This window comes from Vibrio sp. SG41-7, assembly GCF_014164465.1.
Classification (GTDB): domain Bacteria; phylum Pseudomonadota; class Gammaproteobacteria; order Enterobacterales; family Vibrionaceae; genus Vibrio; species Vibrio splendidus.
Map to the genome: position 1 here is coordinate 1 of NZ_JACJFF010000132.1, position 14,032 is coordinate 14,032.

The 14,032-nt window shown below is 45.7% G+C and carries 10 protein-coding genes and 1 pseudogene; 6 read left to right on the forward strand and 5 right to left on the reverse strand.

Translation table 11 applies throughout. The annotated features are described in order from the left end of the window. Positions 1 to 279 precede the first annotated feature (279 nt). The 4 genes from H5300_RS22455 to H5300_RS22470 all read right to left on the reverse strand — a co-directional run bounded on the left by H5300_RS22455 (position 280) and on the right by H5300_RS22470 (position 4,722). The gene (locus H5300_RS22455) at positions 280 to 1,626 is read right to left on the reverse strand and encodes an ATP-binding protein (RefSeq protein ID WP_182796945.1); all 1,347 of its coding nucleotides are present in this window, start codon (positions 1,624 to 1,626) and stop codon (positions 280 to 282) included. Positions 1,627 to 1,728: 102 nt separating this feature from the next. Further along, positions 1,729 to 2,388 carry a response regulator transcription factor gene (locus tag H5300_RS22460; protein WP_004734666.1) on the reverse strand — a complete coding sequence of 220 codons (660 nt, stop codon included), beginning with the start codon at positions 2,386 to 2,388 and terminating at the stop codon, positions 1,729 to 1,731. Between the two features lie 88 nt (positions 2,389 to 2,476). Further along, positions 2,477 to 2,875, reverse strand: coding sequence for a PepSY domain-containing protein (locus H5300_RS22465; RefSeq protein ID WP_004734667.1), 399 nt, complete (start codon positions 2,873 to 2,875; stop codon positions 2,477 to 2,479). A gap of 104 nt (positions 2,876 to 2,979) precedes the next feature. Beyond that, positions 2,980 to 4,722, reverse strand: a complete 1,743-nt coding sequence (locus H5300_RS22470; RefSeq protein ID WP_004734668.1) for a DEAD/DEAH box helicase — start codon at positions 4,720 to 4,722, stop codon at positions 2,980 to 2,982. Positions 4,723 to 4,819: 97 nt separating this feature from the next. Between H5300_RS22470 and rsuA the strand changes: the two genes are divergently transcribed. The 3 genes from rsuA (at position 4,820) to H5300_RS22485 (ending at position 7,606) form a co-directional block, all read left to right on the forward strand. After that, positions 4,820 to 5,515, forward strand: coding sequence for a 16S rRNA pseudouridine(516) synthase RsuA (gene rsuA, locus H5300_RS22475; RefSeq protein ID WP_004734669.1), 696 nt, complete (start codon positions 4,820 to 4,822; stop codon positions 5,513 to 5,515). Between the two features lie 214 nt (positions 5,516 to 5,729). Continuing rightward, the gene (locus H5300_RS22480) at positions 5,730 to 6,947 is read left to right on the forward strand and encodes a Bcr/CflA family multidrug efflux MFS transporter (protein ID WP_017079054.1); all 1,218 of its coding nucleotides are present in this window, start codon (positions 5,730 to 5,732) and stop codon (positions 6,945 to 6,947) included. Next, entirely contained in the window at positions 6,947 to 7,606 is a 660-nt protein-coding gene (locus H5300_RS22485; protein ID WP_010441495.1) for a DUF2913 family protein, read from the forward strand. The genes H5300_RS22480 and H5300_RS22485 overlap by 1 nt, the downstream gene beginning before the upstream one ends. A 250-nt stretch (positions 7,607 to 7,856) precedes the next feature. Here the strand turns inward: H5300_RS22485 and H5300_RS22490 are convergent, their stop codons facing one another. Continuing rightward, positions 7,857 to 9,287, reverse strand: coding sequence for a DUF2867 domain-containing protein (locus tag H5300_RS22490; protein WP_182796946.1), 1,431 nt, complete (start codon positions 9,285 to 9,287; stop codon positions 7,857 to 7,859). Positions 9,288 to 9,383: 96 nt separating this feature from the next. Here H5300_RS22490 and H5300_RS22495 point away from each other — a divergent pair, with 96 nt between their 5' ends. The 3 genes and pseudogenes from H5300_RS22495 to H5300_RS22505 all read left to right on the forward strand — a co-directional run. Next, positions 9,384 to 10,757 (forward strand): MATE family efflux transporter, encoded by a 1,374-nt coding sequence (locus tag H5300_RS22495; protein WP_017083326.1) that lies wholly within the window; start codon positions 9,384 to 9,386, stop codon positions 10,755 to 10,757. Between the two features lie 122 nt (positions 10,758 to 10,879). After that, complete coding sequence (locus tag H5300_RS22500) at positions 10,880 to 11,551, forward strand: ABC transporter ATP-binding protein (protein WP_004734674.1); 672 nt, start codon at positions 10,880 to 10,882, stop codon at positions 11,549 to 11,551. Next, a pseudogene (locus H5300_RS22505) lies at positions 11,532 to 13,907 on the forward strand (FtsX-like permease family protein); the annotation flags it as partial. The gene H5300_RS22500 and the pseudogene H5300_RS22505, both read left to right, overlap by 20 nt. Between the last annotated feature and the right edge of the window lie 125 nt (positions 13,908 to 14,032).

Here is a 14,032-nt window from a genome sequence, read left to right on the forward strand (position 1 = left end):
CTCTATAAGCATTTGCCATTCTTGATTGGTGTGTCGTTTTCCCATTTTAAATCTCCTCATGGTTGGAGACTTGATCTTATTATTCGTGATAGGTGATTAGAATGCGGGGTTTATGGAGCGCTTACAATATGATTGGGCTTCACTCGATGAGCTAATCATATTGAAGCGAGAAAAGCTTTGTTAAACCAGAATAAAGTTAAGCCCTAGCGTTGTGCTAGGGCTTATCGTGTTTACTTAGTTTACTTAGTTTACTTAGTTTATTTAGCGCGTTTAGCTTACTTAACCTTTGCTTAGTTTAAGCACTAGAGAGGCTTTCAATCCGCCCATTGAGCTCTTGCTGAGCGTTAGGCTGCCTCGGTAGCTGTGCGCCATTTCATTCACGATGTTAAGCCCCAATCCTGTTCCCGGTGTGGTTTCATCAAGTCGAACACCACGTTTGGTGACTTGCTCAAGCTTCTCTTCAGGAATGCCTTGGCCATCATCTTCAATCACCAATTCAATGTTGCCATCGTTGAGTTCATTCGAATGGACTCGGATAATGCTGCTCGCCCATTTGTAACTGTTCTCGAGTAGGTTGCCGACCATTTCATCAAGGTCGGTTTTCTCTACTGCCACTTCAATCTCAGAGTCTAGCTCATTAATTATGGTGACTTCGTTGGCTGCGTAGACTTTATCAAACGCCATTGAGATAGCTTCAACACGCTCACAAGGTGATGACTTCACCGAAAGAATGTTCATTGCACCTGCCATGCGTGCACGGCCAAGATGATAATCTATTTGGTTCTGAATCTGATGAATGGGTTGCTGTAACAATGTTTTGTCATCGTCTGGAAGTCGCTCTATCTCATTTTTCAAAACCGACAGCGGTGTTTTCAACGCGTGAGATAGGTTTCCAGCGTGGTTACGAGCTCGTTCTAATAACTCTTGATAGTGGAAGAGCAGGGCATTGAGGTCAGAAACCAAAGGAGAAACTTCTTTCGGGTAGTTGTCGCTTAACCCTTGTTGCTCGCCGTTTCTTAACATCACCAGTTCACGTTGCATCTTACTGAGTGGCAATAGTGACCAGCTGACTTGAATACCAATCAACATCAGCACGCCCACAAACAGCAACATCAGAATCAACCAGACTTGACCTGTAAGTTCGGTCAGTGTGGATTCTAATGGGTCTTCATCAATACCAATGGTGATCGTGACAGGATCGTTCAGTTCAGGCAGATAGATATCCTGCTCGATGTAAATAAGCTTTTCTTTCTCAGGCCCTTTGATTGAAGTATGAATCGGCGAACGCTTGATGGTGAGGTCTTTGTCCCATAGAGATCGAGATCGAATAATCTGGTCTTGAGTAGCGGCTCGCCAATAAATACCACTGTAGGGTTGGTTAAACCTAGGGTCAGACAGACGCTCTGCCATGATGAGGTTACCACTGTCGTTGGTTTCTATGTTGGCGGTTAACTCGTCCATGGTTAGGCTGAGCTGTTGCTTGACGTCATCGACCAAGTAATCGTTAACCAACTTAGGTATTCCGACGCCTGCCGCTAATATCATCGCACCTAGCCAAAAAGCCGCGGCGAGGAGCAAGCGGCTTTTTAGACTGACGTTTTTAAGTGTTCGTTTTTTTAGATTCATACGTTACCAGCCTGTCTTTGCTCATCTTGCTATGAGAGCAACGACGATCAGCACAGGCTGTCCACTAATTGGAGATTGCTCTTAGCTTAATTAAATACAGCATTATTCAGCATTCAGTTGGTAGCCAAGGCCACGAACGGTTTTGATGATCTTTGGTGCGATTTTCTTACGAATACGACCGATGAACACTTCAACCGTGTTTGAGTCGCGGTCGAAGTCTTGCTTGTAGATGTGCTCGACCAACTCAGTGCGCGAGATAACTTTGTTTTGGTTATGCATGAAGTACGCGACAACTTTATATTCTAGCGCCGTGAGGCTAACCGCTTGACCTTGCCACAACACTTTAGAGCTGCGTGTGTCTAGGCTTAGATCTCCAATTTGAAGTATAGGAGCAGCACTGCCTGACGCTCGGCGTAGTTGAGCACGAATGCGGGCTATCAGCTCGACCATTTCGAATGGTTTAGTTAGGTAGTCATCAGCACCTGCATTCAAGCCTTCTACACGTTGGGTAAGCGTGTCACGCGCACTTAAGATAATCACTGGCGTGTTAATGTTTTCGTCTCGAATGCCTTTTAATACGGTTAGGCCATCCAGCTTAGGTAGACCTAAATCGAGAACAATAGCATCCCACTCTTCTGATGTTGCACGGTAGAGTGCGTCGATACCGTCTTGAGAAAGTTCCGGAACCCAGTCGGCTCCCTCAAGGGTTTCTAGAATTTGTTGTCCCAAGCGAGGTTCGTCTTCAACGACTAAAATTTTCATAATTGTTCTTCTTAATTCTTGTAATGACTGTTCGTTGTGCTTAATTGCTCGTCGTGATCAATGGCGTCTTTAAAGTTGCGGCGCTTACTTATTCACCGTGCTTAATTGCGTCTTTAAAGTTTCGTCCTTTAATCATGAGCATTTCTAACGTCTCAGCGTTGTATTCGACTTTGATGATGTTGTTTTGGTAATTGATTTTTAGTTCATACACCCAAATGTCGTCATCTTCTTCTAGCTCTACTTTAATGATTCTGCCATGAAGATCGTTCTCAACGGCCGCATACATTTCTGAGAAAGGGCGAATATAGCCTTCGCGTACGGCTTCGTAGACTTCGTCTTGATCTTCTTCAAATTCGATACGGGTTCCCGCTTTATGGACATCTTGTACAAGATCATGACCGTTATGATCTGAGTCAGCCCACGCACTAGCGGCGACACATAAGCCTAAGCTTAAAGAAAACATAGAAATCATAACTTTACTAAACATAGCGAATCCTAGAGAAGGTTGATAGCGTTCAGTATAAAAAAGTAATTCTGAACAGAAAGTGAACCTGATGAATAATGAGATTTAGGTTATCAAAAAATGAGATGTTAACGTTGCTGAAGTTCGTCTTCGAAGATTTTGTCTCTCATTTTCCAAAAGCGCCCGACTTTACGTGCAATCACGAATTGAGGTGGGCGGAATCTATGTTGGTGAGCAACCACTTTCGTTGGTGAGGCTTCCTCAAAAGGGCGGTGTCTGTCGGCAAGGTGAGGGCGAACAAACTGATCCTTAAAGTTCTGCTTCTGTTTCTTGGTGGTTAATGACCAAAATTCATGCACTTGTGCTTGGTTTTCGCCACGGTAAGTGACTTTAAGTTGCGACTTACCTTTGTCGTCCTTGAGAACGTTAAGATCCATCTCTAAACACTCAAACACCAACGCATCTTTTAAGTTCAGTGCTTCTTTAAGTTTTTTATCTGGGTCGACTAAGGTTGCATCGCACTCATGGCAAATGCGCGCGGCAATGTCATTGTCAGCGCCGCATTCACCGCAGTATTTGGCTCGGAAGCGATAATTACAGTGTTCGCGTTCGCCCGTGTCTTCATCGGTAAAGTAGCCTTGGCATTTACGGCCAAAGTGCTCTAGCAAGAAGCCATTGCTGTCTAGCTTGCCCCAGAAGTTATTGTTGAAGCCGCATGCAGGGCAGGGGATGGTGATGATTTCACTGTCTGAGTCGGGTTTAGGGTCGCCCACTTCAGGTTGGTAAAGATCGTAACTGTTGCCAGCATAGTCGAGCACCAAACACTCTTTTTTACCCGGCGATAAGCGTAAGCCACGGCCAACGATTTGTTGATACAAACTGATGGACTCTGTCGGGCGTAAAATCGCGATTAAATCGACATGAGGGGCATCAAAACCTGTGGTTAATACCGATACGTTAACCAAGAACTTGATTTTACGTTCTTTGAAGTCACTGATGATTTGGTCACGTTCGAGAGTTGGTGTGTCGCCGATTACGATTGACGATTCACCTTCAGGCAGTAAGCCAAGGATCTCTTGTGCGTGTCTAACTGTGGCAGCAAATACCATGATCCCTAACTTGTCTTTGGCCAGTTCAATGATCTGGTCGACAATTTGTGGGGTCGCACGTTTAGATTGCTCGATCACCATATCGAGTTCGGCTTCTTTGTAACGGCCTGTACTTGCAGGTTTTAGCTGTGAGAAGTCATAGCTCAATACTGGCGCATCGATCATGCGTGCTGGTGTTAGAAAGCCTTCGTCCAACAAGTAGCGAATCGGTAACTCGAAAATACAATCTCTGAAAAACCTAGGCTCTTCAGATCGTACTTGTCCACGCGTGTGATACTGATAAAGCCAACCCATACCAAGACGATAGGGGGTGGCGGTCAGTCCAAGCACCTTGATGCCCGAATTATTCTCGCGCAAGTGGGTGATCACTTTTTGGTAGCTACTGGTCTTTTCATCTGGCACACGGTGGCATTCGTCGATAACCAACAGTGAAAATTGGTTAGAGAATGAATCGAGGTTGCGAACCACAGATTGAACCGAAGCAAACACCACTTGTTGGTCTGTCTCTTTTCGCCCTAAACCCGCAGAGAAAATTGAGCCTTTTAGCCCATAACCTTCATACTTTTCATGGTTTTGTTCGACCAACTCTTTAACGTGAGCGAGTACCAGCACTCGACCTTTCGCAAGCCTTGCTAGCTCTGCAATCACAAGGCTTTTCCCTGCGCCTGTAGGCAACACAAGAACAGCCGGTGTTTGGTGTTTTCTGAAGTAATGAATCACTGATTTTACAGAATCAGCTTGGTACGGGCGGAGTGTATACATATCGCGTCTTGTAGGGTAGAAAACAAATAGTGTGAAATAGCTCAACTAATTGAGCAAAGGTGACTATAATACCCGACTTAGATTAGTTGAGGTATTCATGCGTTTAGATAAATTTCTGTGCGATGCGTTAGGCGTCACTCGAAGAGAAGCAACACACTTATTAAAATCCAAGGCAGTGACAGTAAATGATGTCATTCAAAAAAGCGGTTCACTCAAGGTAACTGAAGAGTGCGTTGTGGAATGGCAAGGCAATGAACTGAATGTTCACGGCCCACGTTACATCATGCTTTATAAGCCAGAAGGCTTTGTTTGTTCGCATGAAGATGGCGCAAATCGTATCGCCTTTGAATTACTCGATGAAATCAAAATGGACAAGCTGCACTTTGCTGGTCGTCTAGATATTGATACGACGGGTCTTGTGTTGATTACCGATGATGGTAAGTGGTCTCACCGCATCACATCACCAAAGCACAAGTGCGAGAAGACGTACCGTGTGTGGTTGGTTGAACCTGTTGAAGACGATTACGTTGAAAAATTCAAAGAGGGCATCCAGCTTAAGAGCGAAGATGGCCTAACACTTCCAGCACACTTAGAAGTTCGTGCTGAGCGTGAAGTACTATTAACGATTCACGAAGGCAAATACCACCAAGTAAAACGTATGTTTGCGGCACTTGGTAATAAAGTTGAAGGGTTACACCGTGAGCGTATCGGTGAAATCGAGATGGATGAATCTTTGGAGTTGGGTGAATACCGTTACCTAACACAAGAAGAAGTCGACTCTATCTGGAAGTAATCTTTTCTGCCGTAGATGTGGCCGACCAAGGATAGCGTCGGCTGATTATTTTGACTGGTACTAGGACAGTTTCAGCCATTATTACTATATGTTCATGTATGTGTGCGCATATTCGTGTATCACTGTGCGTATTCGTATATTGCTATGTGTATATTCGTATATTGTTGCGTGCATGCTCGTGCTCACATAGAACCTAGTACTTAGTCGGAGAGTTATGCAAACGTCTACCCAACAGACCCCAAGCTCACAACCACAAACTCCTCAGTTAGGTTGGATGCTGTTTTTGGTTCTGGGTGCGATTGGTGCACTGACACCACTCGCCATCGATATGTACCTGCCTGCTATGCCAACGATCGCCAAAGATCTCGGCGTGACAGCGGGTGAAGTACAAATCACACTCACAGCGTACACCGCAGGTTTTGCATTGGGTCAGTTGTTACATGGTCCGTTAGCCGACAGTTATGGTCGCAAGCCTGTTCTACTGATTGGTGTATTCTTTTTTGCGGTCGCGTCTGTTGTGAGTGCGACGACTCATGGCATTGAAGCGTTAACGTTAGTTCGTACCGCTCAAGGTTTTGCAGGTGCGGCGGCGGCGGTCATTATCCAAGCGGTTGTGCGTGATATGTTCGACCGTGAAGATTTCGCGAGAACCATGTCATTCGTTACCTTAGTGATGACGGTTGCACCACTTATCGCGCCGATGATTGGTGGTTACTTAGCATTGTGGTTCGGTTGGCGTTCAATCTTTTGGGTATTGGCTATTTTTGCGGTGATTGTCATTCTCGCGGTGATAATCAAAATTCCTGAGACACTGCCTGTCGATAATCGTCAACCATTGCGCTTTAAAACCACGATTCGTAATTACGCTCGTTTATGTAAAAATCCGACCGCTATGGGCCTGATTTTCTCGGGTGCATTCTCGTTCTCTGGGATGTTTGCATTCTTAACCGCAGGCTCTTTTGTCTACATTGATGTCTATGGCGTACGTCCTGACCTGTTTGGTTACCTATTTGGTCTGAACATTGTTGCGATGATTCTGATGACGACAATCAATGGTCGAATCGTTAAGAAGGTCGGTTCTCATACCATGTTGAGGGCAGCGCTGGTCATCCAATTACTGGCTGGCGTAGGGTTACTTGTCGGTTGGGCGTTGGATCTCGGGCTTTGGGGAATTGTGCCGTTTGTGATGCTATTTATTGGCACCATCTCTACTATCGGCAGTAACTCTATGGGTCTATTGCTCAGTGGTTATCCAAACATGGCAGGCACGGCTTCATCGCTTGCGGGAACATTAAGATTTGGTACTGGTTCTGTCGTTGGGGCTATCGTTGCGATGCTGCCAAGTGACAGTGCTGGGTCTATGGCTATGGTAATGGCTGCGTGTGCAGTAATGTCAGCATTACTATATTGGACATTAGGAAAGAAGGCATAATGTCAAAATACTATATTGAAATTCAGAAGTTAGTGAATGATGCGCTAGGCGAGCTATATGCTCTACATAAGTCTGGCAAGGCCATTGACGCACCTATCGCGAACAACCTTTACCTTGTTCGCTGGGTAACAAAGGCAATTAAATCCCAAGCTTATGATCGCGTGATTGTGCCTGACTTGGTTCGCTGGCAGAAACAGGGTCGCTCAAAAGGCAATAACTCTGATTTAACTTTTACCTTTAAACGTATTTCTGCGTTTTACGGACGTTTTTTCCCTGAGGGCGAAGAGCCTAAAGCGCTAAAAGACAGTGATGTTGAAGCGTTCATGGACAAAATGTACGAGATGGGTTGGAGTGTATCAAGTGAAGACGAGCTAACGACTGGCGGTAAGATTCAATTCTTCACCGATGGTGAGCACTCTTTTGCTTTGTGTGGCAAACAGTGCGACGACTCTTTCGACGGTGAGTTGATGGTTAAGCCAATGAACTGGTTTGTTCGTGGTAACCACGCTGAGTTCATTCAAGCAGCGATGGAAGCGGGTTTCATGCTTCACAAAGTAACGGACTACAAGTCTGCGGTGAAGTATCACGGTGAATACATCGTGTATCCTGCTAACCAAGGTAACCAGCTGGCTGAGATCCCAATTAGCGTTATTGGCTAATAGCGTATTCGGGATACGAGATAGAGATACGAAGAGCGGAATTATCCGCTCTTTTTTGCCTCTCATAGCGCGTGTCGCAAATTTGCTGTTAAGTCTTTTCGCATCTCGGCACACGAATCTGTTTTTAATCTCTTCTCATCCCGTTACTCTAATCCCGTATCCGCTTTTAATCTTTTCTCATCTCGACACTCGAATCTCGAATTTGCTTTTAATCTTTTCGCATCTCGTTACTCGAATCCCGTATCTGCATCTAATCCTGCTCTTTAGCCTGCTTCTCAATTGCTTTAACCATGCCTTTAAAGATAAACAGGTGGGCTGGCATCATCGCAAACCAATACAGTAACCCTAGAAAGCCTTTTGGATGCCACCAAGCTGATATGTTCAGTTCACGTGAATCACCGTGGTCAGAGACGGTAATCTCGAGTCGCCCCAACCCCGGGCCTTTCATACCGAAAAGCAGAGATAAAAACTGATTTTCTTCACAACGAATGACTTTCCACGAATCGATTTTGTCACCGACTTTTAGGGTCGGCCCTTCAGGCGTTTTTCGAACCGGCACACCACCGCCAAAGAGAAGATCTAACCATTCGCGTGTGCGCCATAGAGCATTAGCAAAGAAGTAACCTTGCTTCGGGCTTCCTATTTGCTGAGCGACCTGCCAAATGGATTCTAAAGATGCGCTCGAGGTGATACTTGCGCCTGTTTTCTTAGGGTAATAGCCGTACCCAGCTTGCCAGCGTTTGAAGGCGGTCTTATCAAAGCCCCAAACATTACTTTTCACGAAGTTTCCTTCAGCGTGAATCGCTTGCTCAACCATATTTTCGAACGAGATAAGCTTCTGAGGGTACTTTTCTCTAATGATGGTCGAACTGGCAATAAAGTCATGTTTTAAGCCCGCGAGAAGCGCTCTGCCTATGTTAGACGGAACAGAAGTCACAACACCTAGCCAATATGACGCAATTGAGGGCGTGAGGAGTGACGTCGCCCAAAGCCTGAGTGGGCGATCGGCTGTTTTGGCAATGTGAGCAAATTGATTTCGATAAGAGACAATGTCTGGCCCACCAACTTCGAAGGTTTGGCTTTCGCTAGGCGTGTCCTGTGCGAGTTTTAGCAGGTAGTGGTTCAGGTTCTGCAAGGCAATAGGGTTGGCTTTAGAGTCGACCCATTTGGGCGCAATCATGATAGGTAAGTTGTACACGAAGTCTCGCATGATCTCGAACGCTGCAGAACCGGGCCCGATGATCACGCCTGCTTGCAGTTCAGTGACGGGGGCTGGTCCTTTACGAAGCAGTTCTCCGGTTTTCTTTCTCGCTTGAAGGTGTTCTGAATCACCCGTTTGCGGTTGAAGCGAACTCAGGTAGATGACGTGTTGATTCTTTGGCCCAAGAGCTGAAACAAAGTTACGTGCCAAATTCAGTTCATAATCAATAAAGTCGTGGCCTTCTGCCATCCCATGGACGAGAAAGAAGACAAGATCAAAGTCGGGGACTAATGCTTGTGTTGCGGCTTGATCTGCAAGATCAAGATACTCTAGTGACAAGTTGTCATGAGGTTCGGTTCGTGCCTTTAAATAGTCGATATGCCTTGCTGCAGCAGTGACTTGATAGCCTTGCTCAAGCAGGAGAGGGAGGAGCTGCGAACCAACATATCCAGAAGCGCCTAAAACCAGTACTTTCTTCATTGTTACTCCATTTATATCTGTGGTTAAAAACCGAACATTGATATAATAGCGCGATATTTATCTTTATTCATCAATACGTTCCGTTTAGGTATCTCTATGTTGCTCTCTTCAATTATTCATCACACTCGAGGTGATTTTGTTCGTAGGCTTATTGCGATTGCTTTGCCTATTGCTTTGCAGAGCATTATGTTTTCAAGCCGAGGCTTAGTCGATGTGTTGATGTTAGGTCAGCTTGGGGAAGCAGACATTGCGGCAGTGGGCGTTGCGAGCCGTGCAATGTTTGTGACGACCATTATGCTGGTGGGTGTCACTACGGGCGGCGCTTTGCTAACGGCTCAATATTGGGGCGCGGGTAACAAACAAGGTGTCAGAGAAAGTACCGCACTGACGTGGCTAGTTTCGACCCTGTTTGCGTTGCTGACCATTGTTTTCTTTGTTTCTTTTCCTGCGCAAATCATGGGCGTGACGACCGACTCTCAAGAAGTCATCAGCCTCGGCGTTGAATACATCGTCATCACCTCATTCAGCATGCTGGCGGTGTCGTGCGTCAGCAGTATGGCGGTAGGTTTGAGAGCGATGCACAAACCTGGGTTAAGCACTTTCTTCAGCGGTATTGGCATTCTGTCTAATGTGTTCTTAAACTGGGTGCTGATCTTCGGTAACTTAGGCTTCCCATCGCTTGGAATCAAAGGCGCAGCGATTGCGACGGTATTGAGCGGGGCCATTGAAGTGGCGACCTTATATGGCTACCTCTATTTCTCTAAACACCTATTAGCTTTTAAACTTTGTGATATCAAAGCGGCTGCAACCGTTGAGAAAGTCGTTCGCTTCTTGAAGTTGTCTTTGCCTACCACGTTTAACTTCTTAGCGTGGGCGGGTGGCTTGTTTGCTTACCACGCGATCATGGGACAATCGGGTGTTCAAGGTTTGGCTGCGCTTTCAGTCATGACGCCGGTTGAATCTATCTCATTGAGTTTATTGATTGGCCTGTCCAATGCCGCGGCTGTTTTGGTGGGTAACCAACTTGGTGCGAAGAACAATGAAGCGGTTTATTATCAAGCACTAGGTTTAACGATTCTGTGTTTCTTAACCAGTATTGTTGTGGCGATTTTTCTCTATTTCGTCCAAATGCCAATATTGAATGCGTTCAGTGCGTTGACTGAAGAAACCAGAGCCCTCTCTGAGAAATTCATTCTCATTCTCAGCGTGGGTATTATTATTCGCTCGGTACCGCTGACTGTGATCGTTGGTGTGTTGAGAGCGGGTGGTGATGTGAAGTTCTGTCTCTATCAAGATTTGATTGCTCAGTGGGTGATTGGTATTCCACTGGCTGCGATTGCGGCTATCTATTTAAAGTTTCCACCTGAGTGGGTGTATCTGCTTTTCCTCACCGAAGAAGTGATTAAGTGGGGTGGGTCGCTCTATCGCATGAAAACAAGAAAATGGATCAAAAACTTGATAGGAAGTTGAAGTAGGGCGCATCGATCACATCACTTTATCGTTGGTGTGTGATCTATCTTTCAAAATACTTCCTCCTAACAGGGAATTAGTGTAGATTCTCCTTCCAAATTCTAACTAATGTGAGCTGTTTAATGTTAAAGCTGTCAGACCTATGTAAAGGCTATGTCGACGGGGGGGAATTTCACCCTGTTTTGCAAGGTGCTGAACTAACATTAAACCAAGGTGACCAGCTTGCACTAATGGGTGAAAGTGGCTCAGGTAAAAGTACATTACTGAATCTTATCGCGGGTTTAGACCTGGTAGACTCTGGCGAAATTGCTTTCCCAAACTTCAATATGCACGATTCGACAGAACGCAATCGCACCGCATATCGCCGAAATAATATTGGTCACATCTTCCAGCAATTCAACCTACTTCCAACGCTTAATATTGCTGACAACATTCGTTTTTGTCGCCAGTTAAAAGGCTTGCCTGAAGACAAAGGCCTCTGGAGGCAGATTCTTTCTGCTTTAGACCTTATGCCTTTACTTGGACGTTACCCTGAAGAAGCGTCTGGTGGTCAACAACAACGCGCAGCGATTGCTCGTGCTCTGTACATGGAACCTAAAATTCTGTTAGCCGATGAACCGACGGGAAGTTTAGATGAGCGTAATGCAGAAGCGGTAATGCGTTTGCTGACCTCTTTGGCTCGCCAATTAGAATGCACTTTGTTGTTGGTGACACACAGTGAAAAAGTAGCACAGCACATGGACGGCAGAATCCGCCTACAAGGAGGGCAACTGCATGTTATGGCCCGTAGTTAAGGCACTACTCGGTCACTATCGACGCTACCCACTGCAGATTATTTTGGTATGGCTTGGTTTAACCCTTGGCGTATCACTTTTGGTTGGTGTTACTGCTATCAACCAACACGCCAAGCAAAGCTATGCGCATGGCGAAAAACTCTTTTCGAATCCTCTTCCTTATCGTATTCGACCAAAACACAACGCCAATAAAATCCCGCAAGGTTTTTATATCCAGCTTCGCCGTGAAGGCTTTCAACAGTGTTCTCCTTTTGACCACCATCGTATCACTGATGAAAATGGCGCGAACTTCATGCTTATCGGCATCGACCCTGTGTCTATGCTTCAGCTTCAGCCGGGTGTTGCGTTAAAAGATCTCACTACGTTAAACCTCATGAAGCCGCCATACCCAATCCTTGTGAGTGATGATCTCGCAGAACACATGGAATGGAATAACGGGGACTACATTCCTCTCATGGATGGTTCTGAGCTTGGCCCTATCGCTGTTGATCAAAAAAACCTGATTGATGGCACAAGGCTGATTGCAGATATCTCTTTGCTCAGAATGCTTAAACGCAGTGCCGGGCTGTCTGTGATTGCGTGTTCAGATATGTCGCCTGAGAAGTTTGAGCGTCTTAAAAACATGCTGCCTAATGGTTTGACGATCTCTCGCAGCTCTAAAGCTGAGCTTGAGTCGCTGACCAGCGCGTTCCACTTAAACCTAAAAGCGATGGGTATGCTGTCGTTTGTGGTTGGCTTATTCATTTTCTATCAAGCGATGTCGCTGTCGTTTATTCAGCGCCAACCGTTAGTTGGAATCTTAAGACAAACGGGTGTGTCGGGTTGGCAACTGGCTAAAGCGCTTTGTTTAGAATTACTGTTATTGGTGGTATTGAGCTGGATCTGCGGCAATGTATTCGGTGTCATGTTGGCAAACCAACTGTTACCAGCGGTATCTTCAAGTTTAGGTGATTTATATGACGCCAACGTTGGTTTAACTATCGACTGGAATTGGCGATGGAGCGGTTACAGCTTATTAATGGCGTTGCTTGGTGCATTCCTAGCGTGTGCTTGGCCATTGGTTCGTCTGCTTCGTTCACAACCGATCCGTTTGACCTCTCGTTTATCTTTGATGCGCTTTGCTGGTACTGAATTCACTTGGCAGGCTTTGATTGGTTGTGGTTTCTTGGTTGCAGCTGTCGCTGTCTATCAAGCGCCTCAGACTCAAGAAACGGGTTTTGCGATTATCGCGCTGATGCTTGTTAGTGTGGCTCTGTTTACGCCGTTCTTGATGTGGAAGTTATTTAACAGCCTGTCTTATTCATTACGCTGGGTTCGTGCTCGTTGGTTCTTCGCGGATGCCGCTTCAAGCATGAGTTACCGTGGTGTGGCGACAATGGCGTTTATGTTGGCGCTAACCGCGAATATTGGTGTAGAAACCATGGTCGGTAGCTTTAGAGATACCACAGATAAATGGTTAACACAGCGCTTGGCGGCAGATCTTTACATCTACCCAACCAACAATGGTGCTGCTCGTATGAGTAACTGGCTGTCAGAACAGCCTGAAGTGGATTCTGTTTGGTGGCGTTGGGAGAAAGATGTTGCATCTCCAGTTGGCAGTATTCAAGTGGTCAGTACTGGACCTTCTGAAGGTGAGCTAGAAGCGCTGACGATCAAGTTAGGTATTCCTAATTACTGGTATCACTTACATCACTCTAAAGGTGTGTTGATCAGCGAATCGATGTCTCTCAAGTTGGGTATTCGCCCAGGTGACTACATTGATCTCTATGACAATCTTGGCTCTGGTTGGCAGGTTGTCGGTGTGTATTACGATTACGGTAACCCTTACCATCAAGTCATGATGTCGCATCGAAACTGGCTGTATGGATTTGCAGGTCGGGGCAATGTGGGCCTTGGCGTAATACTCAAAGATGATGTGAATTCAGTAGGGCTTCGAAGCCGCTTAGAAAGCGTATTCAGGCTTGGCTCTGAGCGTGTTTTCGATAACAACAATATTCACAGCCAAGCGATGCGTGTGTTCGATAGAACGTTCGCGATTGCAGATACATTGGGTAACATCACATTGGTCATTGCAGTCTTCGGTATCTTCTTCGCAACTGTTGCGGGTGAAGTGTCTCGACAAAGGCATATTTCGTTACAGCGCTGCTTAGGTGTATCAGCGAAGGAACTGATTCTGACAGGTAGCTTACAACTGTTTGTGTTCGGGCTTATTTCTTCCTTAATTGCGATTCCGCTCGGCTTAGCGTTGGCTAGTTTGATCGTCGATATCGTGATTAAGCAGTCTTTTGGGTGGTCACTCGAGTTACAAGTCATTCCCTGGGACTATTTACAGACATTTGCGTGGGCTATGGCAGCATAAGGGCGGGATCGAACTTTATTCATTGAAAATAAAGGATTTATTTTACAGGGAACTTTTTTAGATAATCACGATCTGATCATGAAGTAAAAAAACATGAGAAATTCGCACATGATTATCATTGA